Here is a 26779-nt window from a genome sequence, read left to right as displayed (position 1 = left end):
TATAATTTATTTAATGCATTCATGTGGTTAATAATTTTTGGACTATTGAGAGCGTAAGGGAATTAATTAAAGGCATTAAAGCTTGCGGCAATAATTTCTTTCAGCGAGTTGGTAAAGTAAATCAACGAATAAAATTTGCTGGAATAAAGGCAGGGATAGCCGTAGCAGAAAAGCGGCGGGCAGCGGTTTAGCGGGTGGGCTGCGAAGCAAAGCGCGTTTTTAAGCGTTGCGGCGCCTCGCCCTCTTTCGGGGAGGCGCCGCAACGGTCAGGCAAAAATCGTCATCAGATAGGCGGCGAAAAGCGCCAGATGCGCCGCGCCGTTAAGCACGTTCGTCCGCCCTGTGGAGAAAGAGATCTGGCAGAGCACCAGCGAGGCCAGCATAACCACCATCTCCGGCGCGCCCAGACCAAACACCAGGTCGTTGCCGGTCAGGATCGCTATCAGCGTGACCGTGGGAACCGTTAATGAGATTGTCGCCAGCACGGAACCAAAGAAGAGGTTCATGGCGCGCTGCACCTGGTTATTGAGCACCGCTTTTAAGGCCCCCAGGCCTTCCGGCGAGAGGATCAGCAGCGCCACCAGAAAACCGGTGAAGGAGACCGGGGCGTTCAGGTGCGTCAGCAAGGCTTCCAGTGGGTTTGCGTTCATTTTGGTCACGGCGATAACCGCAATCAGATGAACGATCAGCCAGATGGCATGCCACAGGCTGCTGTGCGCCGAAGGTTTGCCGTGGTGCGGGTCGTCACCGTCGCCTTCATCTTCATGCTCGTAAACAAACAGGCTCTGGTGCGTTTTGGTCTGAATCAGCAAGAAAACGCCGTACATGGCGGCGGAAATCAGCGCCACCAGCAGCGACTGGGCGGTGGTGAAGTTGCCGCCGGGCAGCGCCATCGGGAAGACCAGCACAATCACCGCCAGCGGAAAGAGCGCTATCAGGTACTGCTTAATGCCGAACAGGTTCACATATTGCGTGGCGAACTTGCGCCCGCCCAGCAGCAAGGCGAAACCCACCAGCCCGCCGGTCACAATCATAATGATGGAGTAAAGCGTATCGCGCATCAGGGTTGGCGCGGCGTCGCCGGTCGCCATCAGGGCGGAAATCAGGCTGACTTCGAGGATAACGACCGAGAGGCTCAGGATAAGCGACCCATAAGGCTCGCCCAGGCGGTGCGCCAGCACATCGGCGTGTCGCACCACGCTAAACGCGCTGTAGAGAATGGCTATCAGGGAAAGGATGTTAATACCGACTACCGCTGGCAGCGACTGGCTCCCGCCCCACAGGGCCAGTACCGCCAGCGCCAGCACCGGAAAAATGAGCGTGGTCTCCTTGTGGCGGGTTTTCACCGCCTCATGCGTTGTTTTGGTCATTAATTTTCTCCAGAGTGGCGATTCTTTATCATTATAGTGAGCGAACGAGCTGCGCATAAAATAGCAAACACGCGCTTTTATCGCGGGATATTTACGAATTTTTACGGCTTAAGATAATTTTTACGCTGAAAGCGTCATAATTGACGGCTTTGTTTATATTACGTTTATCCGCCAGCGGGTTGAGCCTGATTACAAACCACAATTCACCCCGGCTGGCGAAGGCGCGCATCCTGTTCCACACTTACTTTTTCTGTGTAAAAGGAGATAGCCGATGCCATACGATTCCCGCAGCGATTTACCCGACAACGTGAAAAACGTGCTGCCTGCCCACGCGCAGGATATCTATAAAGAGGCCTTCAACAGCGCCTGGGACCAATATAAAGACAAAGATGACCGACGCGGCGACGATACCCGGGAAGAGACGGCGCATAAGGTGGCCTGGGCCGCAGTAAAAAATGAGTATGAAAAAGGCGATGATGACAAATGGCATAAGAAAAAATAAGGGTGCTTTAATGCCTTGATTACCCGATACCTTTACAGCCCGATCGCTTATTCTGGCAGGAAAAGATGACGGTTATGTGTTTTTGTGATGGCCGTCACCCTTGCCAGCGCCACGCTAATTGCATATCGTCAGCACTGTTGCTTTCTAAATAAACAGCAATAATGCCCGGAAAGCGCTTAAAAATGGCAGGGAAGAGAGCAGTAGCAGTAAGCAGTGGCGGAGGTAGAACGTGTTAACTCGTGATTTCTTAATGAAAGCGGACTGTAAAACGGCGTTTGGCGCAATTGAGGAATCCTTACTCTGGTCGCCGGAGCAGCGCGCGGCGTCGTTGGCTGCGACACTTGCCTGTCGGCCGGACGACGGCCCGGTATGGATTTTCGGCTACGGCTCGCTGATGTGGAACCCGGCACTGGAGTTCGAAGAGTGCGCGCCGGGCACGCTGGTGGGCTGGCACCGCGCTTTCTGCCTGCGTTTAACCGCCGGACGCGGCACCGCCTGCCAGCCGGGACGCATGCTGGCGCTTAAAGAGGGCGGCCGCACGACCGGCGTTGCTTACCGTCTTCCCGAGTCGCAGCTTGAAGCGGAGCTGACGCTGCTGTGGAAGCGGGAAATGATTACCGGCTGCTACCTGCCAAGCTGGTGCAAACTTGAGCTTGATGACGGTCGCACCATCAATGCGCTGGTCTTTATTATGGATCCGCGCCATCCCCTCTATGAACCTGACACCCGCGCAAGGGTTATCGCTCCGCTTATCGCCGCCGCCAGCGGGCCGCTTGGCACCAACGCGCAGTATCTCTTTTCGCTTGAGCAGGAGTTGAAAAAGCTGGGGATGCGGGACGATTGTCTGGATGAGCTGGTGAGCGAAGTGCGCGCCTGGCAACAGCGCGGTGAGCAGGGCGGGGAGCTCCAGCCCGGGTTTGCATAAAACCCTCCGCTTGCGCGGAGGGGAAACGGTCAGGCTGGTACGTAACTAATGGAGTGCTCCAGCGACTGACTGCGGCTATCAATCAGGACATTCCATAAACCGCTGTAGGGCACCGTCAGATACGCGCTGCTGCGATCCTCGACGCTCAGAATATCCGCCGCCTCTTCAGCGCGCGCTTTCGCGCTCATCAAGTGGATATGACATTTATCCGAACAGCGCACCACCACGGTGTCGCCGCCAAAAAGTTTCAACGTCGTTTTAACCAAAGCCATTTTTTACCCCTGCTATCAATGTGAAAATGTCTGCTTTCATCTCGTCAGGCGATAAAAGCAGTGAACTCGTTCACAAAACCCTTGCTGCATAACACCAAAGGGGAGGGCGGTTAATGCTGACTTTGATCAAAAAAAACGATAACCCATAAACTTTTGTGACATTTCTCCTGAAACCATTCAGCGGGCGCATTTTTATTGCCTGAAAACGCGCCCGCGCAGGGTTAAATGCGGAAATGGCCCGCCGTTTCCGCCAGCTCGCCCGCCTGGCTTTGCAGCGCGCCAGCGGCGGCGGCGGATTGCACGACCAGCTCGGCGTTCTGCTGCACCATACGGTCGAGATGCACGACGGCGTGGTTAATCTCCTGAATCCCTTTCATCTGCTCGCTGGTGGCGATGGTGATTTCCCGCATGATGCCGGAAACATTGCCGATGCTGCTGACAATGTCCTGCATCGACTCGCCCGCCTCACGCACATAGCGCGAGCCTGTCGCCACGCTGCTGGTGGTGGAGTCGATAAGCGACTTAATCTCTTTCGCCGCCTGCGCGCTGCGGCTGGCGAGGCTGCGCACTTCGCCCGCCACCACGGCGAAGCCGCGGCCCTGTTCGCCGGCACGCGCCGCTTCTACGGCGGCGTTCAGCGCCAGAATATTGGTCTGAAACGCGATGCCGTCGATAACGCTGGTAATATCGCCAATCTTCGACGAGGCGGTTTCGATAATCTGCATCGTGTCGATGGCGCGGGACACCACTTCGCCGCCGCGGCTCGCCACTTCAGAGGCGGTCTGCGCCTGGCCGCTCGCCTGGGCGGCGGCTTCGGTAGACTGCGCGACGGAGGCGGTAATCTGCTCCACGGCGCTGGCGGTTTCGCGCAGGCTCGAGGCTGCCTGCTCGGTGCGCCCGGAGAGATCCTGGTTGCCCGCCGCAATCTCATTGGCCGCGACTTTCACCGAGGCGCTGGCGTCGCGCAGATGGCCCATTACCACCGAAAGCTTGTCGCTGAAGGCGTTAAACGCATGGGCAATTTGCGCCACTTCGTCACTGCCGTTTTCAGGCAGGCGTTGAGAAAGATCGTTCGTGCCGTTGCTGATGGCGTGCATGGCGTCGCGAATGGTCAGCAGACGCTGAAGCAGTCTGGCCACCAGCAGATGCACCAGCGCGCCGGCCACCAGCACCAGAACGATAAGCGAGAGGGCGGATGCTTTGAGTTGCGCCTTCATACCAGACGTGGCGTCGCTTTCATCCAGCGCCACCACCAGATACCACTGCGTACCCGCCACCCGCGTCGCCAGCAGCTGTTTTGCCGCGCCCGCCTGTTCGCCTTTTTCGCCTTCCTGCGCCTGAATTAGCTGGCTGAACTCGACGCCGGAAACCGCCTCGCTGAAGGGTTTGAGCGTCAGCGCCGCGTCGCCTGCGGCAATCACCGAACCATCGACGTTAACCAGCATGCCGCTGCTGTGTTCGGTAGGCTGAATGCTGCGCACGTTGGCGACCACGCTCTCCATCGACAGGTCGCCCGCCACCACAGCGGCAAGTTCGCCGTTGCGCTTCACCGGCACAGCGAATGTGACCACCAGCTTACCGGTGCCGGCGTCGACGTAGGGCGCGGTGACGACTGGCGCATCGGCCTTCAGCACCTGCTGATACCAGGGGCGGATGGTCGGATCGTAGTCGGCAGGCACGCCGGTGGGATCGGAGAATTTCGCGGTTTTACTGGGGTAGCCCACGTAAACATTGGTAAACCCGCCCGCAGTGGCAATCTGGCGAAACACCGGCACCGGGTCTTCGCTCACGGCGACGGCATCCAGCGACTGGATCACCGTCATTTTGTTTTTTACCCAGTCTGCAATCGCAAGCGTATGGCTTTTGCTGGTGCTGCGCAGCGTTTCGAGGCGGGTCTGTTGATTATCGTGTTGTGAAACCAGGTAGTTAATCACCGTATTAAGCAAAAGCGCGACAACCAGACAGCCGGCGGTGGCGGCGATTATCCGTGTGCGAATAGAAGTAAACATAGTAAGTACCCTGCTGTGTTGTTATTAAAGGGCTATCGGCAACCCCAGCAGGGACTTGATGCGCAAAGTCGCAATATAAGAAAACAGTATTACCCAGGCGTGATTATTAGAAAGTCAACACCTTGTCCGCCGCCAGCGTCCACTGCGCCAGCTCCACCAGCGTGCCGATGGCGATGCCGTCCGCCAGCGGCAGGTCAGTAATGCCGCGCCCGTCGGTGCAGGTCTTACAGAGCTTTACCGGCACGCCCTGGGCGGTGAGGATCTCAAGCATTTGCTGGATGTTATACCCCTCGGCGGGGCGCTGGCCGCGCAGTCCGGCGGTGACCGCGTCGGACATCAAGAAAAGCTTCAGCGTCACGCTTTCGTCCTGCTCGCGCAGCGCAATGGCAAGCCGCAGGCTGTTGAACAACGACTCGCTGCCGTAAGCGGCGCCGCTTGCGATAATCACGATATTTTGCATGTTGGCTCCTTTGCCCTGAAGGCACAGTTATTGCTTTAAAGGAAATAAGGTAAACCTCGTTACAGGAGATGCAGGATGCGCAATGTGGCCGACCATCCGACAGATGCGCTGGGCTGGTTTCGCTTCGCCCGTCAGCAGCGGCGACGCCAGCTCGAAGCGGGGCTGCAGGTAGGGGAATGGGCCAGCCAGATAAGCCATCTGGTGCATATGCTACAGCGTGAGCGGGGCGCCTCCAACATCTGGCTCTGTTCCGGCGGCCAGCTTTTTGTTCGCGAAGTGCCGTTTTGCATCGCGCAGTCAGATGAACAAATTGCCGCGCTGCGCCAGCGGCTGGCGTTGCCCGAGCCGATTATCAACGCCGCCATCGCCGGGCGGCTGGCCTGCGCGCTCTGGTATCTCGACGCGCTACCTGCGCTGCGTAGCCGTATTCAGGCGCGCAGTATTGAGCCGGAAGCGGCGATGGCGCAGTTCAGCCAGAGCATTGGCCATTTGTTGAGCATCGTGCCGGAGGCGAACGACACGCTGGATGATGCAAACCTCGCCCGGGCGCTGACGGCGCTCTACAGTTTTATGCAGGGCAAAGAACTGGCGGGGCAGGAGCGGGCGATCGGGGCGATGGGCTTTACCCGAGGAGACTTCAGCGATCCGCTGCGCCAGATGCTGGTGGACCGCATCGACGGACAGCAGCGCTGCTTCGGCACGTTCATCGCCCTTGCCGCGCCAGAACTTGCCGCAGAGTTTCGGGAGCAGGGGGAGGCGTCGCGAGAAATGGAGCAACTGCGTCGCCTTGCCTGTACCCGTCTGCCCCCGGATGAAGAGACCGCCGGGCTGGCGGTGCGCTGGTTCGCCCTGCAAACCCAGCGTCTCGACAAACTGCGCGAAACCGAAGAGAGATTAATCGTCGTATTGCAGCAGGCGGCGCAAGCGCAACTTCATCAAGAAACTGAGATCAATGAGCCGGACGAAGCGGCCTTCTCCCGCTGGGTGCAGGATCATGCCTGCCAGGAAGAACCCGCCGCGCTGGACCGTCATCTGCTGCCGCTGGTTCGCCAGCAGGCCAGACAGCTTGAAACCCTGACGCGCCAGCTCGCCTCGCTGCAGGAGACGCTGGAAGAGCGCAAGGTGATCGATAAGGCCAAAAGCCTGTTGATTCGCCATCAGCAACTCAGCGAGGAGCAAGCGTGGCAGCAGTTGCGCAAGCTGGCGATGGACCAGAATAAACGCATGGTGGAGATTGCCCGCGCGATGCTCTCCGTGGCTGATTTATGGCCGATAACCCCAAAGGAGTAGCTGCACAGCGAGAGGGCATTTTGTGCATGGTGATGGTGCGAGGAAGGGGGCTCAGGCGCTGAGCTTTATTCTCTCAGGAGATATGCGCGGGCGGTGAAGGGTTACGTTCGCCGAAGTGTTGTTTTCATTTGTCTCCTCCCCTCACGCGAGCGTGTTAAGGGGCTCGCTGCCTGTGGGTTTCTCCCTCGCCCCTGTGGGGATAGGGCTGGGTTAAGGGGCGCAGGCGGCTCAGGCGCTGAGCCTTACTCTCTCAGGAGATATGCGCGGGCGGTGAAGAGTTACGTTCGCCGAAGTGTTGTTTTCATTTGTCTCCTCCCCTCACGCGTGCGTGTTAAGGGGCTCGCTGCCTGTGGGTTTCTCCCTCGCCCCTGTGGGGATAGGGCCGGGTTAAGGGGCGCAGGCGGCTCAGGCGGCTCAGGCGCTGAGCCTTACTCTCTCAGGAGATATGCGCGGGCGGTGAAGAGTTACGTTCGCCGAAGTGTTGTTTTCATATGTCATCTCCACTCACGCGAACGTGCCAGGGGGCTCAAAGCCAGCCCCCTGGCAACCCCGGCTCCCGGCACGCAAAATCGCCCGCTGAAGCGGGAAACCTCATCTTTTCCCCGCTGGCTTCGGGTCGGGCATGACGGCACGTCCCTGTGCCGACATGCCCTCGCACCGGGTCCAGCCGGTGCGCCCCGGCCACCGTGAAAAAGCTGAGGCGATTTTGAGGCCGGATTTGCCTCCGCTTCAGCGTTTGATTCTGTTGCAGGAATTGTTTCGCCTTAACGGCTATGCGGGGAATTTGCAGGGCCAGTCAGCAAAGCGCCACTTGCTCTGCATGTGATACGTCCATGCCGTCATTTTCCCACACTCCGGCCCTCGCCCCAAGGGAGAAAACCCCGCGAGTGGCGCGGCGCCTGCTCACCTCCCTGAACCACCAAAACGCATCCTGCCTTATAGCGACAACACTATGACTTTTTTCATCAGCCTATCAGCGGCGGTGTTTCTCCGGCCTCAAAATCGCCTTCCGGGCGGGCAGATGGCCGGGGCTGGCCGTCGGGAACGGCCAGAGGCGGGTCGGCACACGGATGTGCCGTCCTGCCGACCCGAGGCCAGATGACAGACCGGAAGGTTTGCCCCGCAGGGGTCGATTTTGCGTGCCGGGAGCCGGGATTGTTAAGGGGGCGGCGGCGAGCCCCCTTAACACGTTCGCGTGGAGGAAGGGTGCATATGAAAACAACGCTCCGGCGAACGTAACCTTCGCCGCTCGCACATACTCAACTCTGGCGAACGTAACCTTCGCCGCCCGCACATACTTAACTTCGGCGAACGTAACCCTCGCTCCGGCGAACGTAACCTTCGCCGCTCGCACATATTCAACTCTGGCGAACGTAACCTTCGCCGCTCGCACAGACTCAACTCCGGCGAACGTAACCCTCGCTCTGGCGAACGCAACCCGCCGCCTCCTCGCCCCATAAACCTGGCACACCCTTTGCTTACTATTTCCTGACTGACATTTCCCGGCAGCCTGCCAACGGCGGCAGGCCAACCGGAAAGGATAAAGGCGTCCTGCAATGTGTTCGCACATTGCCGGGCGCTTTTTTTTTGCATTTTTCCCAGGAGCCGACATGAGCGATTCGTCTTACACCTTCTCCCGCCGCCGCTTTTTACAGGCAGGCGCCGCGCTGGGCGGCGCGATGCTGCTGCCGGAACTGATGAGCAGCGCCTGGGCCGCCGGGTCGGACGCGCCGGAGCTGCCGGTCGTGAAAGTCGGGTTTATCCCGCTGACCGACTGCGCGCCGGTGGTAATGGCCGCCCTCAAAGGGTTCGACAAAAAACATGGCATCACCCTTGTGCCGAGCAAAGAAGCAAGCTGGGCGGCGGTGCGCGATAAGCTCGTCTCCGGCGAACTGGATGCCGCCCATGTGCTCTACGGCCTGCTTTATGGGCTTGAGCTGGGCATCGCTGGTAAAAAGCAGGCAATGGCTAACCTGATGACCCTTAACCGCAACGGCCAGGCGATCACGCTCTCCGCCGATCTGCAGGAAAAAGGCATTACCGACGCCGAAGGGCTGAAAACGCTCATCGCCAGCGCCGAGCCGGGCGCTTACACCTTCGCCCATACCTTTCCCACCGGTACGCACGCCATGTGGCTCTACTACTGGCTGGCGTCAGCGGGCATCCATCCCTTTAACGATGTGCGCACCGTCGTGGTGCCGCCGCCGCAAATGGTGATGAACATGCGCATCGGCAATATGGTCGGCTTCTGCGTCGGCGAGCCGTGGAACGCCCGGGCCATTAACGATCGCATCGGCTTTACCGCCGCCACGTCGCAGTCGATCTTCCCCGATCACCCGGAAAAAGTGCTCGGCACGCGACGCTTATGGGTGGAGCAAAACCCCAATACCGCCCGGGCGTTAACGGCGGCGGTGCTGGAGGCGGCGCGCTGGATTGACGCCTCTGACGATAACCGGCGCGAGACCGCCCGCGTACTGGCAAAGCGCGCTTACCTCAATACCAAAGAGCAATACCTCACGCCGCGCATGCTGGGCGAGTACGACAACGGCATCGGCAAACGCTGGCGCGACGCGCACGGCATGCGCTTTTTCGCCGATGGCGACGTGAACTATCCATGGCTTTCGGACGGCATGTGGTTTCTCACCCAGTTCCGGCGCTGGGGGCTGCTTAAAACCGACCCGGATTACCGCGCTGTCGCGCAAGGCATCAATCGCACCGATATCTACGCGCAGGCCGCCGCCGCCGCGGGCAACGTGGCGCTGCCCGCTTCACCGCTACGCGCAAGCCAGCTGATGGATGGCTCCCGCTGGGATGGCGCTAACCCGGCTGCTTATGCCGCCAGCTTCTCTCTCAATCGTCAGGGGTAAACAAGATGAAACAGGCACAACAGAGTGACATTACGCCGCAGCCGCAACCCGTCCGCGCAGAAGTGATAACCATGCCGAAACCGGCGGTGCGCAAGCGTCGCGCACCGTGGCAAACCCACGTGAACGCCGTGCTTCAGCCTGTTATTCCGGCGCTGTTGGGAATGGGGCTGCTGCTGCTGGCCTGGCAGATAGCCGCCCTGAACAGCAAAGGCTTTCCCACGCCGCTCAGCACGCTCGACTCGGCGCTGACGCTCTTCGCCGACCCCTTTTATAACGAAGGTCCGAACGACCAGGGCATCGGCTGGAACGTGCTCGCCTCGCTGATGCGCGTGGCGGTGGGCTTTGGGCTGGCGGCGCTGGTCGGCATTCCGCTCGGCTTTTTGATAGGCCGCTTCACCTTTTTCTCGCGCATGTTCACGCCGCTTATCGCGCTGCTGCGTCCGGTCAGCCCGCTCGCCTGGCTGCCAATCGGTCTGCTGCTGTTTCAAAAAGCGGAGCCCGCCTCCAGCTGGACGATTTTTATCTGCTCTATCTGGCCGATGGTGATTAACACCGCCGATGGGGTGAAGCGCATTCCCGAGGATTACCTGAACGTCGCCCGCGTGCTGCAACTCTCCGAATGGACAGTGATGCGCCGCATTCTTTTTCCGGCGGTATTGCCCGCCGTGCTCACCGGCGTGCGGCTGTCCATCGGCATCGCCTGGCTGGTGATTGTAGCCGCCGAAATGCTGACCGGCGGCCTCGGCATCGGTTTCTGGATCTGGAACGAGTGGAACAACCTCAACGTGGAAAACATTCTCATCGCCATCATCATCATCGGCGTGGTCGGGTTGCTGCTGGAGCAGGGGCTGATGCTTATCGCCCGCCGCTTTAGCTGGCAGGAAAAATAAGGAGCGCACATGAAACCGATTATTCAGGTCCAGAACGTCAGCCAGCGTTTCTCCACCGCCAGCGGCGAATTTCTGGCGTTGCAGAACGTCAGCTTCGATATCCGCGAAGGGGAAACCGTCAGCCTTATCGGCCACTCCGGCTGCGGCAAATCGACGCTGCTCAATCTTATCGCCGGGATCGCCTTGCCAAGCGAAGGCGGGCTGCTGTGCGACAACCGCGAAATCGCAGGCCCGGGGCCAGAGCGCGCCGTGGTCTTCCAGAACCATTCGCTGCTCCCCTGGCTTACCTGTTTTGACAACGTGGCGCTGGCGGTCGACCAGGTCTTTAAGAAAAGCATGAGTAAAAGCGAGCGCCGGGAGTGGATCGTCCACAACCTCGAACGCGTGCAGATGGGGCATGCCCTGAACAAGCGTCCCGGCGAGATCTCCGGCGGCATGAAGCAGCGCGTCGGCATCGCCCGGGCGCTGGCGATGAAGCCGAAGGTGCTGCTGATGGATGAACCCTTCGGCGCGCTGGATGCGCTCACCCGCGCCCATCTTCAGGACGCCGTTATGCACATCCAGCACGAGTTGAACACCACCATCGTGCTGATTACCCACGATGTGGACGAAGCGGTGCTGCTCTCCGACCGCGTGCTGATGATGACCAACGGCCCGGCGGCGACAGTAGGCGAGGTGCTGGAGGTCGATCTGCCGCGCCCGCGCAACCGCGTACAGCTTGCCGAAGAGAGCCGCTATCACCACCTGCGCCAGCAGATCCTGCATTTCCTGTACGAAAAACAGCCGAAGGCGGCGTAAGGAGGCGACATGGCGCAGCGACTGGCGATTATCGGCAACGGCATGGCGGCGGTGCGGCTGGTGGAGCAGCTTACCGACCGTGCGCCCGGGCGTTTTGCCATCACCCTGATTGGCGAAGAGCCGACGCTTGCCTACAACCGCATCCTGCTCTCCCCGGTGCTGAGCGGCGAAAAACCTGCTCGCGCCACGCAGCTGCACGACGCGGCCTGGTATGCCGCGCGCGGCGTTGAGCTGCTGACGGGCGAAAAGGTGGAAGCGGTGGACGTGGCTTCGCGCTGGCTGCGCACCACGGCGAGGATGCTCAGCTGGGACGAGCTGGTTTTCGCCACCGGCTCCACGCCGTTCATTCCGCCTGTTGCAGGCCATCAGCTGCCGCACGTGCGCGGGTTTCGCACGCTGGCGGATGTGGAGGCGATACTTGCCGCCCCCGGCCCGGCGGTGGTGCTCGGCGGCGGGCTGCTCGGCGTGGAGGCCGCCGCCGCGCTTAACCGTCAGGGCGCTGACGTCACGCTGGTGCACCGCCATCCGTGGCTGATGGAGCAGCAGCTCGACGAGCAGGCCGGGGCGATGCTGGCGGAACATCTACGCGAGCGCGGCATCGACTGCCGCCTGGCAAACAGCATTGCGGGTATCGACGCGCAGCACGTCACGCTTAATGACGGCGAGCGGTTGCCCGCCAGCCGGGTAGTGATGGCGACCGGGGTCCGCCCGAACATCGCGCTTGCGCAAGGCGCCGGGCTGCATTGCCAGCGCGCCATTGTGGTGGACGGCCAGCTTCGCGCTTCGCATCCGGGCGTGAGCGCGCTTGGTGAATGCTGTGAACACAACGGCGAGCTGTGGGGGCTGGTGGCGCCCTGTCTGCAACAGGCGGACGTGCTTGCGGCACGGCTCGCGGGCGAGCCCGCAGCCGATTTCCGCTACCAGCAGAGCGGCACGCGCCTGAAGGTGACGGGCATCGAGCTCTTCAGCCTCGGCGACATCTCGCCAACGCCGGAAAGCCGCACGCTGACCGCCTTCGACCCGCTTTCCCGTCACTATCGCCGCCTGTTTATCCGCAACGGCAGGCTGACGGGCGCGCTGCTGTTTGGCGACACCTCCGACGCCGCGCAGCTTGCCGCCCAACTGCAACAGCCGGTGGATGAACACGCCGGGCTCCTCTTTAACCACGATTCGCAGCCGCAGGCTGCTGGAAGCGATGCAATGACAAAATCAACTCTGGTGGTCGTCGGCCACGGTATGGTAGGGCACCACTTTCTTGAGCAATGCGTGAACGCGAAGCTGCATGAGCGCTACCACATCGTCGTTTTTGGCGAAGAGCGGCACCCGGCGTATGACCGGGTGCACCTGTCGGAGTATTTCAACGGCCGCAGCGCGCAGTCGCTCTCCATGGTGCAGGCGCATTTTTTCGAAACGCACGGCATTGAACTGCGCAGCGGGTGCAAGATCAGCCGGATAGACCGCAGCCGACAGGTGGTCATCGACAGCGAAGGCCACGAAACCCGCTGGGACAAACTGATGCTGGCGACCGGCTCCTTTCCTTTTGTGCCTCCCGTGCCGGGCAACAACCTGCCGGGCTGCTTTGTCTACCGCACGCTGGATGACCTTGACGCCATTCGCGCCCATGCGCAAAACGCCACGCGCGGCGTGGTGATAGGCGGCGGCCTGCTTGGGCTTGAGGCGGCGAACGCCTTAACGCAACTGGGGCTGCAAACGCATGTGGTGGAATTCGCCCCCGGCCTGATGGCGGTACAGCTGGATGCGCCCGGTGCAGCGATGCTGCGCGGGAAGATCGAGGCGCTTGGCGTTAGCGTGCATACCAGCAAAGCGACAACGGAAATCGCCGCTGCGGGGAGCGGCCTGCGCATGCAGTTCGCCGATGGCGAAAGCCTGGAGACCGATCTGATTGTCTTTTCCGCCGGCATTCGTCCGCAGGATGCGCTGGCGAAAGCCGCAGGGCTTGCGACAGGCGAGCGCGGGGGCATTGCGATTAATGACCAGTGCCAGACCAGCGATGAGAATATTTTCGCCATTGGCGAATGTGCGCTCTGGCAGAGCAAAATTTTTGGTCTGGTGGCGCCGGGCTACCAGATGGCGCGCGTGGCGGCGGCGCAGCTGTCGGGCGAGGCGGCGGCGTTTCAGGGCGCCGACATGAGCACAAAACTCAAGCTGCTGGGCGTGGAAGTGGCGTCATTCGGCGACGCGCACGGCACAACGCCGGGCTGCCAGAGCTACCAGTGGACCAACGGCCCGCAGCAGATTTATAAAAAAATCGTCGTTTCGCCAGACAACAAAACGCTGCTTGGCGGTGTGCTGGTGGGCGACAGCAGCGAATACGCCACGCTGTTGCAGATGATGCTTAACGGCATGGCGCTGCCCGCCCAGCCGGAGACGCTGATCCTGCCGGCAAGCCAGGGCGCGCCCGCGAAGGGGCTCGGCGTGGCGGCGCTGCCGGAAAGCGCGCAGATCTGCTCCTGCCACAACGTCAGCAAGGCGGATATCTGCGCGGCGGTGGCGAACGGCGCCGTTGAGATGGGGGCGATTAAAAGCTGCACCAAAGCGGCCACCGGCTGCGGCGGCTGCAGCGCGCTGGTGAAGCAGGTGATGGAATACCAGCTTGAGCAGCAGGGCGTGGCGGTGAAAAAAGATATCTGCGAACACTTCCCGTACTCGCGCCAGGAGATTTATCACCTGGTGCGCGTTAACCACATCCGCACTTTTGAACAGCTTATCAGCCGCTACGGTCAGGGCCACGGCTGTGAAATCTGCAAGCCGCTGGTGGGGTCCGTGCTCGCCTCCTGCTGGAATGAATACCTGCTTAAGCCTGCGCATCTGCCGCTGCAGGACACCAACGACCGCTACTTCGCCAATATCCAGAAAGACGGCACCTATTCCATTGTGCCGCGCATGGCGGCAGGCGAGGTGACGCCGGACGGGCTTATCGCCATCGGCCAGATAGCCAAACGCTATAACCTCTACAGCAAGATAACCGGCGGTCAGCGTATCGATCTTTTTGGCGCTCGTCTGGAAGAATTGCCCGCCATCTGGGCGGAACTGGTGGCGGCAGGTTTTGAAACCGGGCACGCCTACGGGAAATCGCTGCGCACGGTGAAATCCTGCGTCGGCTCCACCTGGTGTCGCTATGGCGTGCAGGACTCCACCGGGCTCGCGGTGGAACTGGAGAACCGCTACAAGGGGCTGCGCGCGCCGCACAAAATTAAGATGGCGGTTTCCGGCTGCACCCGCGAGTGCGCCGAAGCGCAGGGCAAAGATGTGGGCGTTATCGCCACTGAGAAGGGCTGGAACCTTTACCTTTGTGGCAACGGCGGCATGAAACCGCGCCACGCGGATCTCTTCGCAAGCGATCTCGACCACGACACGCTTATCCGCACCATCGACCGCTTTTTGATGTTTTACATCCGCACCGCCGACCGCCTGCAGCGCACCAGCGTCTGGATGGATAACCTGGAGGGCGGGGTGGCGTACCTGCGTGAGGTCATTCTCGAGGATTCGCTCGGCATCGGCGAAGAGCTTGAGCGCGAAATGGCGCAGGTTGTCGACAGCTACCAGTGTGAGTGGCAAACCACGCTGGCAAGCCCCGACCGGCTGGCGCTGTTTCGCTCTTTCGTTAACAGCGACAAGCCTGACGAAGCGGTGCAGCGCCGCACGCTGCGCGGTCAGCCGCAGCCTGTTGAGGTGGTGGAGCCGGTAAGCCTGAAGGCGAGCGAGCGTCCGTGGCAGGCCGTCTGCGACGTGACCGATATTCCGCCGCAGGCGGGGATCGGCGCGCGCCTTGGCGAGAGGCAGATCGCGCTGTTTCGCATCGGCGAGCAGGTTTACGCGCTGGATAACCTTGAGCCTGGCAGCGAGGCGAATGTGCTTTCGCGCGGCCTGCTCGGCGATGCGGCGGGGGAGCCCATCGTCATCAGCCCGCTCTATAAACAGCGCATCCGCCTGCGCGACGGCCGCGGCGTGGAGAATGACGCCGTCTGCGTGCGCGCCTGGCCGGTAAAAGTGGAAGCGGGCAAAGTGCTGGTCGGCAGCCAGGCGCTGATCGCGCGCGCGGAGGCGTCATGAACGCGGCGCGCACCACTTGCCCGTACTGCGGCGTGGGCTGCGGTGTGGTTGCGCAGCGCGACGAGCGCGGCGCGGTGACGGTGCGGGGCGATGAGCGGCACCCGGCGAACTTTGGACGGCTGTGCGTAAAAGGCGCGGCGCTTGGCGAAACCACCGGCCTTGCCGGGCGGCTGCTTTACCCCGAAGTGGAGGGCGAGCGGGTAAGCTGGGCGCGCGCGCTGGATGAAGCGGGCGGGCGCCTGCGCGCCATTATCGACCAGCACGGCCCGCAGTCCGTCGCCTTTTACGCCTCCGGCCAACTGCTGACGGAAGATTATTACGCCGCCAACAAGCTGATGAAAGGGTTTATCGGCGCGGCGAATATCGATACCAACTCCCGGCTTTGCATGTCTTCCGCTGTGGTGGGCTACAAACGCGCGTTTGGCGCGGACGCGGTGCCGTGCAGCTATGAGGATGTGGAGCAAACGGACCTGCTCATCCTGGTCGGCGCGAACGCCGCCTGGGCGCATCCGGTGCTTTATCAGCGCATTGCGGCGGCGAAACAGGCGCGCCCGGAGATGAAAATCGTGGTGATCGACCCGCGGCGCACCGCCACCTGCGATATCGCCGACACCCATCTGGCGATAAAACCGGGTAGCGACGCCGGGCTGTTTGTCGGCCTGCTGGCGCTGATGGACGAGCAGGCTTGCGATTTTGACGGCGCAAGCGACGCCTTTGCCGTTGCGCGCGAGTGGCCCCTTGAGCGGGTGGCGGACTTTTGCGGCGTAACGGCGGATGACGTCGCGCGCTTTTATGATGACTTCCTCTCTGCTCCGCGCGTTATGACGCTCTATACGATGGGCATTAACCAGTCTTCCAGCGGCAGCGACAAATGCAACGCCATCATTAACCTGCATCTGGCGAGCGGAAAAATCGGCCGCCCCGGCTGCGGTCCCTTTTCGCTGACCGGACAGCCAAACGCCATGGGCGGTCGCGAGGTGGGCGGGCTTGCCAACCAGCTTGCCTGCCACATGAACTTCGAACCGGCGGATATCGCCCGGCTCGGCCGTTTCTGGGGAAGCGAGCGCATTGCCCACACGCCAGGGCTGATGGCGGTGGAGCTGTTTGACGCCATCGGGCGCGGCGAGGTGAAAGCGGTGTGGGTGATGGGCACCAACCCGGCGGTTTCGCTGCCGGATAGCGACCGAGTGCGCGCGGCGCTCGCGGCCTGCCCGCTGGTCATTGTCTCTGAGGTGGCGGCGCAAACGGACACCGGCTGCTTTGCGCATATCCGCTTTCCGGCGCTGGCCTGGGGCGAGAAAAACGGCACCGTGACCAATTCCGAACGGCGTATCTCGCGCCAGCGGCCCTTTCTGGACGCGCCCGGCGACGCGCGGGCCGACTGGTGGATTGTGGCGCAAATGGCGCAGCGGCTCGGCTTTAGCGAGGCGTTTGGCTGGGCGCATCCGCATGAGGTTTTTTGCGAGCATGCGGCGCTCTCCGGTTTTGAAAACGACGGCGCGCGAGCGTTTGATATCAGCGGGCTTGCCGGGTTGTCGCGCGCAGAGTACGACGCGCTTGAACCCGTGCAGTGGCCGATAAACGCCGCCAACCCGCAGGGCGCGGCGCGGCTGCTGACGCAGCGGCGCGGCTGTCGAAAAGAGGGGAAACTGCAGATGGTCGCCGTCACGCCGCAACTGCCGCAGGCGCAGGTGAACGCGCAGTACCCTTTGCTGCTGAATACCGGGCGCATTCGCGACCAGTGGCACACCATGACGCGCACCGGCGAGGTGCCGCGTCTGATGCAGCACATCCCGCAGCCGCAGCTGGATGTGCATCCGGACGATGCCGCGCGCTACGGGCTTTTCCCGCAGGCGCTGGCGCGGGTGAGTTCGCCTCTGGGCTGGATGGTAGCGAAAGTCAACGTTACGGCTGCGCAGAGGCCGGGCGCGCTTTTCGCGCCGATGCACTGGAACGACCGCTTCGCCCGGCAGGGGCGGGTTAACGCGCTGGTGGCGCCGGTGGTTGACCCGCACTCCGGCCAGCCGGAAAGCAAGCAGACCGCGGTGCGCGTGGAGGCGTGGCGTGCCGCGTGGCAGGGGGAAATCTTTAGCCGCGAGGCGGTCGCGCTGTCGCCGGAGACTATCTGGTGGCGACAGGCGGCGGGGGCGTTTCACCATGTTCTTTTTGCCACTGACGGCCCGGCGCAGACATGGGTTGCGCAGCTTTGCCGCGCTCAGGGCTGGCAACTTCAGTACGCACAAGGAGAGGGGTTTTATCATTTGCTGGCGTGGCGCGAAGGCGAACTGCAACTGGCCTTTTTTGGCGCAAACAGCGCGCCATACGTTCAGCGCGAGGCGGTGCTGGCCGCGTTCACGCAGCCGCCCACCACGGCGCAGGAGCGTCACGCGCTGCTTGGCGGCAAAGCGCCCGGCGAGCAGGGTGAGGCGGGGCGGACAATCTGTAGCTGCTTTGGCGTGGGGGAAAATCGCATTCGGGCCGCTATTCTGGAGGGCTGCGCCAGCGCCGCAGCGCTGGGCGAAAAGCTGCGCTGCGGCACCAACTGCGGCTCCTGCGTGCCGGAGCTCAAAGCGTTACTGGCCGAAGCGGCCCACGAGACCCGTAGCGGCGAGCGCGTGCCCCTTAAGCTTCTGTAACAGCTCTTCACGGGTCAGCCCCGCCGGAAGGTTTGGCTCAAGGTCCGTGGCGATAAGGGTGAAATTATAGTGGTGCGCGCCGCTGCCGGTCGGCGGGCAGGGGCCGTACCAGGCGTGGGTGCCGGGGGTGGTTTTGCCGCCGGTAAACCCTTTAGCGTCGCGCAGATCGTTGGCCGCGAAGCCGGTTGCGGTAGGGGGAATGTTGTAAGCCACCAGATGCGTAACGCCAAGCCCTTTAGCGCCTTCCGGATCGAAGACAATCAGCGCATAGCTTTTCGTTCCTTGCGGCTCGTTGCTCCAGACCAGCGGCGGCGACTGGTTCTCGCCCGTGCAGTTGGGGTTATCGTTGGCGTTGCCGGCGTATTTTTTCTCCATCATGGCGTTATCGGCAATCGCCGGGGACTGCAACATAAAAATGCCTTCCGCCTGAACGGCGGTTGCAAACAGCGCGGCGGCGCAGGTAAACGCAGAAAACAGCGGCCTTTTCATCATCGGGTTCTCGCGCGGGGTGGGTGAGTTAAGCGTAGCGCAGAGGGGTAAAAGCGCCTGAGGATAATCCTGAAATCGCGTGTTGGCGGCCCGCTTTCTGGTGCAAACGGGTGAGGGCGCTTAGCGTGAGGGAGGGGTATGTTATACTGAGCCGATGTTTTGTTGTCCCGGTTAACCGGTCTGAGAGCTGTCGCCGCCTGTCGTTATGCTGTTGTTACGTAAACCTGCTGTCTCATCGTTAATGCTGCTTGCGCTCCTCACCGGGGGCGGGGCTGCTGGTGCCCCGGCGACCTTTATGCAAAAGGCGCAAAACCCCTTCGATAATGATAACGATAACCTGCCCGACCTCGGCATGGCTCCGGAAAGCGACGCCACGGCGCGCCATATCGCGACCGTCGCCAAAGCTTTTGGCGAGGCGAGCCAGACGGAAAGCGACCTGGCGCCCGGTCAGCAGGCGCGGCAGTTTGCCTTTACGCACTTGCGCGACGCCTTAAGCAAAGAGGTGACCAGCGAGGCCGAATCGCTGCTTTCGCCGCTCGGCACCGCCAGTATCGATCTGCTGGTGGACGAACATGGCAATTTCAACGGCAGCAGCGGTTCGCTCTTTACCCCCTGGCAGGATAACAACCGCTACCTGACCTGGACGCAGCTTGGCGTCAGCGAGCGCAGCGACGGGTTAGTGGGCAATGCGGGCGTCGGCCAGCGCTGGGTGGCGGGCGACTGGCTGCTTGGCTACAACACCTTTTACGACAGCCTGCTGGAAGAAAACCTTCAGCGCGCGGGCTTCGGCGCGGAAGCCTGGGGCGAGTATCTGCGGCTTTCCGCCAACTACTATCAGCCGCTCAGTGGCTGGCGCACCGGCGAGACCGAACTTCAGGAGCAGCGGCTGGCGAGAGGCTATGACGTCACGGCGCAGGCCTGGCTGCCCTTTTACCGGCACGTTAACACCAGCCTGAGCCTTGAGCAGTACTTTGGTGACAGGGTCGATCTCTTCGACAGCGGCACCGGCTACCATAATCCGATGGCCGTGAAGGTGGGGCTGAGCTACACGCCGGTGCCGCTGGTGACGCTGAGCGCGCAGCATAAGCAGGGGGAGAGCGGCGAGAGCCAGAATAACCTCGGCCTGCGGGTTAACTATCGCTTCGGCGTGCCGCTTGGCAAACAGCTCTCCGCAGCGGAAGTGGAGAACGCCCGTTCGCTGCGCGGCAGTCGCTATGACCGCGTGGAACGCAGCGGCGCGCCGGTGATGGAATTTCGCCAGCGCAAAACCCTGTCGGTGTTTCTCGCCACGCCGCCCTGGGATCTGGCGCCTGGAGAGACGGTGGCGTTGAAGCTGCAGGTGCGCAGTGTGAACGGTATTCGCCAGCTCTCCTGGCAGGGCGACACCCAGGCGCTGAGCCTGACGCCGCCGCTTAACGGTCGCAGCGCCGACGGCTGGAGCATCATTATGCCCGCCTGGGACAGTGCGGCGGGGGCGAACAACAGCTGGCGGCTTTCTGTCACGGTGGAAGATGAACGCGGCCAGCGTGTGACTTCAAACTGGATAACCCTGCGCCTGACCGAACCGGTGCAGACGCTGCCGCAGGACGACCCGCGCTATAACCTGTTGCCGGCGGATTAAAAGACGCGCTCCTGATGCACCCAGACCGCCGCTTCCACGCGGGATTTTAGCTTCATCTTTTTCAGCAAGTGCTTCACGTGCACTTTGACGGTGCTTTCGGTGATATCGAGCTTGCGGGCGATCATTTTGTTCGGCAGCCCCTGGGCGATGAGCTTTAAGATGTCGCGCTCGCGCGGGGTAAGCTGCGACACGTCGCGCTCGGAGGTGGCGCGACTGGCGCGAAGGCTCGCCGCCAGCACCGGCGTCAGCGCTTCGCTCAGCACCATTTCGCCTGCCGCCGCCTGCTGCAACGCCCGCAGCAGCTCTTCCGGCTCCATGTCTTTAAGCAGATAGCCGTCTGCGCCGCGCTTGAGCGCCGTCACCACATCTTCTTCATGGTTAGAAACGCTAAAGACCACCACGCGGCCGGACAGGGCCTTCTCGCGCAGCTTATCCAGGGTTTCCAGCCCGTTCATGCCCGGCATGTTCAGGTCGAGCAGGACCAGGTCCGGATCTAACGCCTCGGCCATTTCGATACCCTGTTCGCCATTGCCCGCCTCGCCGACAACCGTAATGCCAGGCGCCATGCTGATGAGCTGCTTCACGCCGGTGCGCAGCATAGGATGGTCATCAATCAACAGGATAGTGGCCGGTTCCGGGTTACTCATGGGATTCTCCTTGTACAGATAAAAGGGGCGCATCGGGGATAAAGGTCACCACCACTTCGGTGCCGCCTGCTTCCCGCCGCCGGATCTGACAGTCACCGCGCAAACTCTGGGCGCGGTCACGCATAATAATCAGGCCGTAATGGTTGCTGCGCTCGGCGTTGTCCGGCAGACCGCAGCCGTTATCTTCCACCGCCAGCCGCACCTGCTTGCCCTGAAGCGTTACGCAAACGCGCAGGGCGCTGGCGCCGGCATGCTTGAACGCGTTGTTGAGCGCTTCACGCGCTATCTGCACCAGATGTATCGCCTGGTGCGAAGGCACAAGGCGCGGCGGCAGCTGATAATCAAGCGTAACCGGAAAGCCCAGCCGCGCGCCGAACTCCTGGCAGCTTGCCTCAAGCGCAGCTTTCAGCCCCGGCTCTGTAAGCTTAAGACGAAACGTGGTGAGCAGCTCGCGAAGCTGCCGCCAGGAGGTGTTAAGTTCGTTGCGGATCTGCCCGAGCAGGTCGCGACTCGCCTGCGGCAGCGCGTCGCCCTGCATTTGCAGGCAACTGACTTGCATCTTCATACAGGAGAGCGACTGGGCGATGGAATCATGCAGCTCGCGGGCGATGGCCGCGCGCTCTTCCAGCAAGATAAGCTGCTGCTTGCGCTCCTGCTGACGCTCAAGCGCGAGCGTGGCGGTGAGCTGCTCGGTAAGGGTATCGATCATCTGCTGCTGATCGTGGCTTAAATGACAGCCCGGCGGCAGCTTCGCCAGCAGCAGGCCGTACTGGGTATGGCTGTCCGCCAGCCGCCATTTCAGCGTGGTCTGCGTCTCGCCCGCAGGCTCGCGGCGCGGGCAGAGCGTGCAGCCTTTTTCCGCGCAGCGCTCGTCCGGCTGCCAGAGAAACTCCTGATAGTGCTCTTCATCGTCCACTTCATAAACCCGCAGCGCGAGGTCGTGCAGCAGCGTCAGCTGTTGCAAATCGTTCAACACCGGCGCCAGCCTTTCGCACAGCGGCGCGCTGGAGTGCAGACGGCGGTTCGCCTGCCAGAGAAAGGCGAGGATCTGGTTCTTGTGCTCAAGGCCCGCGGTTTTCTCCTTCACCCGCGCTTCCAGCACCGCGTAGCTTTGCGCAAGTTCCGCCGACATGCTGTTAAGCGCCTGGCCGAGCGTCGCCATTTCATCGCGCCCGGCTATCTGCACGCGCTGGCTGAAGTCGCGCTGTCCCGCCGCCTGCGCCATGGCCAACAGCGCCCGCCAGGGGCGCAGCAGCCGCTTGCGCAGCCAGACCAGCGTGAAGATAAGCAAAAGCCCCGTCAGCAGCGCCATGGCGCGCTGGAGCCAGACCACGCGCTGAATGCGCAGCTCCGTGGTGTGATCGAAGGCGGTGACCAGGCTGTCTATCTGGCTGACGAACTGCCCAACCGCGGCGTTCACCTCCTGTGGGGAGGAGGCGGCGCGCAAGGCGGGTGACAGAAAGCGCCGCCAGTATGTCTGAATCGCCCGTAACTGCGGCTGCTGGCCGTCGCGAGCCGCGGCATGCTCAAGCTCCGGGCTCCAGGCGGTGCGCGCCATTTCGTTCAGCAGCGGCGCGTCGCGCGCATCCAGCGGCACGCTGGCGAGCAGACGATAGCTTTGCATACGCAGGGAGCCTGCCTTATTGATGGCGTGCGCATTGCCCTGAATGCCCTGCGCCAGCCAGCCCGCGACGCCCATGCCCGTTACGCCAAGCCCGGCGAGCAGAAAGACAATCAAGGCCAGCTGGTTAACCAGCGTCAACGGGGAAAAGAGGCGTTTTAGCATGCGCGGCGCGTCCTGAAAGGCAAGAAAAACCACAGGGAAACTATTGTCTGGTATCCCCTGGAGTATACCCATACCTCTAAGGGATTACTCCTTTATTGCCGCAGGGGGGAGGAAAGGGAGCAGGTTGGTCAGGAAGAAGCGCAGCGGAGTGAAAAACCACACTTTTTTTGTTTTCTTCGGCTACTCACTAAGGGGCATGGTTAAATTTCTACCGATTCAGGGCGTGAATATCCATTGATTTACATCAACTTACGTGACGCCCTAACGCCTAAGGTGGCGGGGTAAATCCCCAACATTTGAGGTGTCTATGAGTCACTCTTCCGTCCCAGAGCGTGCCTCCGGCGCGTTGATTACCGACTGGCGGCCCGAGGACAGCGCGTTCTGGCAACGCCAGGGGCATCGCACGGCGCGGCGCAATCTCTGGATTTCGGTGCCTTGCCTGCTGCTCGCTTTCTGCGTCTGGATGCTGTTCAGCGCGGTAGCGGTGAACCTGAACAAGGTCGGCTTTCAGTTTACAACCGACCAGCTCTTTATGCTGACGGCGCTGCCTTCGGTTTCCGGGGCGCTGCTACGCGTGCCATATGCGTTTATGGTGCCCGTGTTCGGCGGCCGCCGCTGGACCGCGTTCAGCACCGGTATTTTGATAATCCCCTGCGCCTGGCTTGGCGTGGTGGTGCAGGACCCGACGACGCCTTTCAGCACGTTTATTATCATCGCGCTGCTGTGCGGTTTCGCCGGCGCTAACTTCGCCTCCAGCATGGCGAACATCAGCTTTTTCTTCCCGAAGCAAAAGCAGGGCGGGGCGCTTGGCATTAACGGCGGCCTGGGCAACCTCGGCGTAAGCGTTATGCAACTGGTGGCACCGCTGGCCATTTCGCTCTCCATGTTCGCGGTCTTTGGCGGCACGGGCGTTGAGCAGGATAACGGCACGATGCTCTATCTTGAAAACGCGGCGTGGGTCTGGGTGCTGCCGCTGGCGATTTTCACCGTGGCGGCCTGGTTTGGCATGAACGATCTCGCCACGTCGAAAGCGTCCTTGCGCGAGCAGTTGCCTGTGCTTAAGCGCGGCCATTTGTGGATTATGAGTCTGCTTTATCTGGCGACGTTTGGCTCGTTTATCGGTTTCTCCGCCGGTTTCGCCATGCTCTCCAAAACGCAGTTTCCCCAGGTGGATATTCTGCATTTCGCCTTCTTCGGACCGCTGGTGGGCGCGCTTGCCCGTTCGGCGGGCGGCGCTATCTCCGATCGCCTCGGCGGCACGCGGGTGACGCTGGTGAACTTTATTCTGATGGCGATATTCAGCGCGCTGCTTTTCCTCACGCTGCCGTCTGGCGGCGAGGGGGGCAACTTTGTCGCTTTCTTCGGCGTCTTCCTGCTGCTGTTCTTAACGGCGGGGCTGGGTAGCGGTTCCACCTTCCAGATGATTTCAGTTATCTTCCGCAAGCTGACCATGGACCGCGTGAAGGCGCAGGGCGGCAGCGAAGAGCAGGCGCTGCGCGAAGCGGTCACCGACACGGCGGCGGCGCTCGGGTTTATCTCCGCCATCGGCGCGATTGGCGGCTTCTTTATCCCGAAAGCATTCGGTACCTCGCTTGCCTTAACCGGCTCGCCGGCGGGCGCGATGAAACTCTTCTTTGTCTTCTATGTCGTTTGCGTTGTGGTGACCTGGGCCATTTACGGCCGCAAGTCGGCACGCTGACAGTTAACCTTTTGGTTATCCTTTGCGCGGCTTCGGTCGCGCTTTTTTTTCTTCTCACCGGCCGCGAACGTATTTCAGCGCCGCCTCAAGCAACGCCTCATCGACTAACTCACCCGCCGCTAAACCGCACTGGTGATAAGCTTCCCACTGCTCCTCATCGAATAAAGGGTACGTTGTGCTCTGAAAAGGAAAGCCGCGCTCGCGCTCGCTCCACGCAACGGTATCTGGCGTGGCGTTTTTCAGACGACGAGGTTTGACCACGATAAGCGCGCCCGTTTCGCCCTGCGGATAGCGCAGGCGCGCCAGCAGCAGCGGCGAACCCGGCTCCCGGGAGAAATGCGCAGGCGTAACGAAGGGCGCGGGCGGATCGCCGTCAAACGTTATCTCCGTGTGAAGTTCGATTCGCGCCTTACGCACCAGGTTTTCCAGATCGTCCCACAAAAAGTCCGGGTCCGCGCCGCATTCCGCCAGCACAATCAGGGGCAAACGGCGCTTTAAGAGCGCATAGACGCCCGTATTTTCCACATGACCGCCGTCTGAGAGAAAAACGTAGCGCTTATCAGGACCCGGAAAGCGCGCCAGCATCTCGCCCGCCAGATAGCCAGGCGGCGCGGTGAGCGTGCGAAACACCCGACAGAGCGCGTTTTCGCGGCTCTCGCGATGTGCAGACGCGTTACGTTGCCAGTAGCCAAGCCTGGCGCCGAAGAGAAAAATCAAGAACGCCGCGCCTGGCGCGGTGCGTGAACCTGTCCCAGCGCTGACCGCCGCGCCGGATACCGCTAGCCAGTGAGAAAGCGCACCCGGTGGCACATTCCCTTCAGGCGCTGCGCCGCTGCACTCCAGACCGAGGCTGCTGACCGTCAGCACCCTGCCTTTACGATCCGCCACATAGCCGCCGGTCCGGTCGTCTGTGGTCTGGTTCAGACAGCAGTTGATAAGATGGATAGGGCCGCCGTGGCGATGCGGCTGATAGTCCTGAAGCGCGATATCGTCTCCCTCAAGCGCGCGGGTAACTTTCTTCACCTTAAGCGCCTTTTCCTCAGCGTAGCTATCCAGCGGGTCGCTTTCGAAACGCTGCCGGTTGCCAGGCGAAAGCCAGGCCCGCTCAAGCCGCGCGCGATAAAAATGATGCAACGAGGCGAGGTTAAGCAGTTCCGGCATGGCGCGCAGGCAGCACAGGGTGAGCAAGGCGCAGCACCAGACTAAAAACATCCAGGCTTCGTTGGCAAGCGACCCGAGAACGGGCGGCAGCGCACGGAGCACTGGGGTGAGAAGCCCGCTTTCCCCCAGGGCCAGCAGCCAGTTGGCGACCAGCGCCAGCAGCGTCGCCAGTATGAAAACGCCTGCGAGATTAAGCCAGGAGCGCCGGTTGACGCTAAGGCGAATCAACAGCCCTTTTTTTACCGGCAGCTTCGCGAGCAGCCCGGCCAACAGAAGAAGCTTGCCGCCTGCGAGCAGCGCTAACAGCCAGACCGTGCTCTGCCAGAGCGTTGGCAGATAGCCATGCGCCTTGCGAGCGATGGCGCCGAGCGCCCAGAGTAGCGCCAGCAACAGCGCGCACATCAGCCAGAACCGCAAATGTAAGGTCAGTCCCAGCCGCCAGCGGGAGGGCGAACCCCGACAACGTGCGGCGTAAGCCATCAGCAGCAGGCTGTAAAGCATCATCGCCGCAAGCAGCCCCATGCCCGGCGACGACGTGATAGTGGCCGGAAAACCGGGATGGTATAACCCGTATCCGCCAGCCATCAGCAGCGCCGCGCCTGCTAAAAAATAGCCGCGCAGGCTTACCGACATCCAGTAATGCAGCGACGCAACGCCTGCGGCGCTCAGGCAGATGTAGATAACATCATGAAAAAGCGTCGTGCCGCCGCCTTTTTGCGTCACCATCAGCGCGGGCAGGGCGACCAGCAGCGCAAGCCAGATGACCAGCAGCGCGTTAAGCACAAACGCGCGCACCATGCTCGCGCCCGCGATTTGCAGCTCCCGCGAACCGACGGGTATCAGGTAACGCCCGTGGTTACGAAGCCACCACAACAGGATGGAGTCCTCCGCCGCCAGCCTCTCTTCAACCCTTTTCGCGTTATTTTCGTTGTAGAGCCGTCCCAGCATGCCGCCGACATAGCCGCCGCCCGAGACGGTGGAGAGATAATCAACGCGCGTCAGGAGACGGTGTTTGGCCAGGGCGCGAATCAGCCCCAGCGAGAAAGTGGCGCTGCGCAGGCCGCCGCCCGACAGGGCGAGCCCGCAGCGCGGAGCGGTAGGTTCAACTCCCGCTAACGCCCGTCGCGCCGCAACCCTTTGCGCCTCATTAGAAATAGCCGAATCGGGCTTGTCAGGCCCGGGTACGTTGCGGGGCATTACGACCCTCCTTCGGGCGACGTCAACGGCGAGATAGTATTACTGTAGAAAACCTGTCGCTTGCCGTCGTTCCTCATTTCAGCAGA

The 26779-nt window shown here is 61.7% G+C and carries 18 protein-coding genes; 10 read left to right on the top strand and 8 right to left on the bottom strand.

Going from position 1 to position 26779, the window contains the following annotated elements; genetic code table 11:
• Positions 1-266: 266 nt before the first annotated feature.
• Positions 267-1370, bottom strand: coding sequence for a sodium-potassium/proton antiporter ChaA (gene chaA / locus IEX01_RS08235; RefSeq protein ID WP_024561861.1), 1104 nt, complete (start codon positions 1368-1370; stop codon positions 267-269).
• A 271-nt stretch (positions 1371-1641) separates the two neighbouring features.
• Here chaA and chaB point away from each other — a divergent pair, with 271 nt between their 5' ends.
• A complete protein-coding gene (gene chaB, locus IEX01_RS08230) occupies positions 1642-1872 on the top strand; it encodes a putative cation transport regulator ChaB (protein ID WP_024558598.1) in 231 nt (76 codons plus the stop codon).
• 229 nt (positions 1873-2101) lie between these two features.
• Positions 2102-2797: a gamma-glutamylcyclotransferase gene (locus IEX01_RS08225; protein ID WP_024558599.1), complete on the top strand. Its 696-nt coding sequence runs from the start codon at positions 2102-2104 to the stop codon at positions 2795-2797.
• Positions 2798-2826: 29 nt separating this feature from the next.
• On the opposite strand, the gene IEX01_RS08220 is transcribed toward IEX01_RS08225, so the two are convergent.
• The 3 genes from IEX01_RS08220 to IEX01_RS08210 all read right to left on the bottom strand — a co-directional run bounded on the left by IEX01_RS08220 (position 2827) and on the right by IEX01_RS08210 (position 5538).
• On the bottom strand, positions 2827-3069 hold the full coding sequence (locus tag IEX01_RS08220) for a DUF1883 domain-containing protein (RefSeq protein ID WP_024558600.1): 243 nt from the start codon (positions 3067-3069) through the stop codon (positions 2827-2829).
• A gap of 221 nt (positions 3070-3290) precedes the next feature.
• Entirely contained in the window at positions 3291-5078 is a 1788-nt protein-coding gene (locus IEX01_RS08215) for a methyl-accepting chemotaxis protein (protein WP_188723637.1), read from the bottom strand.
• 106 nt (positions 5079-5184) lie between these two features.
• Positions 5185-5538, bottom strand: a complete 354-nt coding sequence (locus IEX01_RS08210; RefSeq protein WP_024558602.1) for a DsrE/DsrF/TusD sulfur relay family protein — start codon at positions 5536-5538, stop codon at positions 5185-5187.
• A gap of 75 nt (positions 5539-5613) precedes the next feature.
• On the opposite strand from IEX01_RS08210, the gene IEX01_RS08205 reads away from it, so the two are divergent.
• The 6 genes from IEX01_RS08205 to IEX01_RS08180 all read left to right on the top strand — a co-directional run bounded on the left by IEX01_RS08205 (position 5614) and on the right by IEX01_RS08180 (position 18093).
• The gene (locus IEX01_RS08205) at positions 5614-6828 is read left to right on the top strand and encodes a nitrate regulatory protein (RefSeq protein ID WP_188723636.1); all 1215 of its coding nucleotides are present in this window, start codon (positions 5614-5616) and stop codon (positions 6826-6828) included.
• A gap of 1610 nt (positions 6829-8438) precedes the next feature.
• Entirely contained in the window at positions 8439-9695 is a 1257-nt protein-coding gene (locus IEX01_RS08200) for a CmpA/NrtA family ABC transporter substrate-binding protein (protein WP_024558605.1), read from the top strand.
• Positions 9696-9700: 5 nt separating this feature from the next.
• Positions 9701-10585, top strand: a complete 885-nt coding sequence (gene ntrB / locus IEX01_RS08195; RefSeq protein ID WP_188723635.1) for a nitrate ABC transporter permease — start codon at positions 9701-9703, stop codon at positions 10583-10585.
• Positions 10586-10594: 9 nt separating this feature from the next.
• Positions 10595-11383 (top strand): ABC transporter ATP-binding protein, encoded by a 789-nt coding sequence (locus IEX01_RS08190; protein WP_024558607.1) that lies wholly within the window; start codon positions 10595-10597, stop codon positions 11381-11383.
• Between the two features lie 9 nt (positions 11384-11392).
• Positions 11393-15457 carry a nitrite reductase large subunit NirB gene (nirB, locus tag IEX01_RS08185; protein ID WP_188723634.1) on the top strand — a complete coding sequence of 1355 codons (4065 nt, stop codon included), beginning with the start codon at positions 11393-11395 and terminating at the stop codon, positions 15455-15457.
• On the top strand, positions 15454-18093 hold the full coding sequence (locus IEX01_RS08180; protein ID WP_188723633.1) for a nitrate reductase: 2640 nt from the start codon (positions 15454-15456) through the stop codon (positions 18091-18093). The genes nirB and IEX01_RS08180 overlap by 4 nt, the downstream gene beginning before the upstream one ends.
• Here the strand turns inward: IEX01_RS08180 and IEX01_RS08175 are convergent.
• Positions 18031-18582: a YbhB/YbcL family Raf kinase inhibitor-like protein gene (locus IEX01_RS08175; protein WP_024556070.1), complete on the bottom strand. Its 552-nt coding sequence runs from the start codon at positions 18580-18582 to the stop codon at positions 18031-18033. The genes IEX01_RS08180 and IEX01_RS08175 overlap by 63 nt on opposite strands.
• A gap of 241 nt (positions 18583-18823) precedes the next feature.
• Here IEX01_RS08175 and IEX01_RS08170 point away from each other — a divergent pair, with 241 nt between their 5' ends.
• Positions 18824-20203 carry a YchO/YchP family invasin gene (locus IEX01_RS08170; RefSeq protein ID WP_229701836.1) on the top strand — a complete coding sequence of 460 codons (1380 nt, stop codon included), beginning with the start codon at positions 18824-18826 and terminating at the stop codon, positions 20201-20203.
• On the opposite strand, the gene narL is transcribed toward IEX01_RS08170, so the two are convergent.
• A complete protein-coding gene (narL, locus tag IEX01_RS08165) occupies positions 20200-20850 on the bottom strand; it encodes a two-component system response regulator NarL (RefSeq protein ID WP_024559770.1) in 651 nt (216 codons plus the stop codon). The genes IEX01_RS08170 and narL overlap by 4 nt on opposite strands.
• Positions 20843-22636, bottom strand: a complete 1794-nt coding sequence (gene narX / locus IEX01_RS08160; RefSeq protein ID WP_024559771.1) for a nitrate/nitrite two-component system sensor histidine kinase NarX — start codon at positions 22634-22636, stop codon at positions 20843-20845. Before narX ends, narL begins: the two co-directional genes overlap by 8 nt.
• 307 nt (positions 22637-22943) lie before the next feature.
• On the opposite strand from narX, the gene IEX01_RS08155 reads away from it, so the two are divergent.
• Entirely contained in the window at positions 22944-24335 is a 1392-nt protein-coding gene (locus IEX01_RS08155; RefSeq protein ID WP_188723631.1) for a NarK family nitrate/nitrite MFS transporter, read from the top strand.
• 54 nt (positions 24336-24389) lie between these two features.
• On the opposite strand, the gene IEX01_RS08150 is transcribed toward IEX01_RS08155, so the two are convergent.
• Positions 24390-26693 (bottom strand): patatin-like phospholipase family protein, encoded by a 2304-nt coding sequence (locus tag IEX01_RS08150; protein WP_188723630.1) that lies wholly within the window; start codon positions 26691-26693, stop codon positions 24390-24392.
• Positions 26694-26779: the final 86 nt, after the last annotated feature.

This window comes from Franconibacter daqui, from assembly GCF_014644275.1.
GTDB classification, from domain to species: Bacteria; Pseudomonadota; Gammaproteobacteria; order Enterobacterales; family Enterobacteriaceae; genus Franconibacter; species Franconibacter pulveris.
This window is presented reverse-complemented; position numbering and strand designations above follow the sequence as displayed.

Bases quoted from the DNA above. Each gene is read 5' to 3' on its own strand.
- IEX01_RS08200 (WP_024558605.1), top strand. From the start codon at position 8,439: ATGAGCGATTCGTCTTACACCTTCTCCCGCCGCCGCTTTTTACAGGCA.
- IEX01_RS08205 (WP_188723636.1), top strand. From the start codon at position 5,614: ATGCGCAATGTGGCCGACCATCCGACAGATGCGCTGGGCTGGTTTCGC.
- narX (WP_024559771.1), bottom strand. From the start codon at position 22,636: ATGCTAAAACGCCTCTTTTCCCCGTTGACGCTGGTTAACCAGCTGGCC.
- chaB (WP_024558598.1), top strand. From the start codon at position 1,642: ATGCCATACGATTCCCGCAGCGATTTACCCGACAACGTGAAAAACGTG.
- IEX01_RS08210 (WP_024558602.1), bottom strand. From the start codon at position 5,538: ATGCAAAATATCGTGATTATCGCAAGCGGCGCCGCTTACGGCAGCGAG.
- IEX01_RS08170 (WP_229701836.1), top strand. From the start codon at position 18,824: ATGCTGCTTGCGCTCCTCACCGGGGGCGGGGCTGCTGGTGCCCCGGCG.
- IEX01_RS08215 (WP_188723637.1), bottom strand. From the start codon at position 5,078: ATGTTTACTTCTATTCGCACACGGATAATCGCCGCCACCGCCGGCTGT.
- IEX01_RS08155 (WP_188723631.1), top strand. From the start codon at position 22,944: ATGAGTCACTCTTCCGTCCCAGAGCGTGCCTCCGGCGCGTTGATTACC.
- nirB (WP_188723634.1), top strand. From the start codon at position 11,393: ATGGCGCAGCGACTGGCGATTATCGGCAACGGCATGGCGGCGGTGCGG.
- IEX01_RS08175 (WP_024556070.1), bottom strand. From the start codon at position 18,582: ATGAAAAGGCCGCTGTTTTCTGCGTTTACCTGCGCCGCCGCGCTGTTT.
- narL (WP_024559770.1), bottom strand. From the start codon at position 20,850: ATGAGTAACCCGGAACCGGCCACTATCCTGTTGATTGATGACCATCCT.
- IEX01_RS08180 (WP_188723633.1), top strand. From the start codon at position 15,454: ATGAACGCGGCGCGCACCACTTGCCCGTACTGCGGCGTGGGCTGCGGT.
- IEX01_RS08190 (WP_024558607.1), top strand. From the start codon at position 10,595: ATGAAACCGATTATTCAGGTCCAGAACGTCAGCCAGCGTTTCTCCACC.
- IEX01_RS08220 (WP_024558600.1), bottom strand. From the start codon at position 3,069: ATGGCTTTGGTTAAAACGACGTTGAAACTTTTTGGCGGCGACACCGTG.
- IEX01_RS08150 (WP_188723630.1), bottom strand. From the start codon at position 26,693: ATGCCCCGCAACGTACCCGGGCCTGACAAGCCCGATTCGGCTATTTCT.
- ntrB (WP_188723635.1), top strand. From the start codon at position 9,701: ATGAAACAGGCACAACAGAGTGACATTACGCCGCAGCCGCAACCCGTC.
- chaA (WP_024561861.1), bottom strand. From the start codon at position 1,370: ATGACCAAAACAACGCATGAGGCGGTGAAAACCCGCCACAAGGAGACC.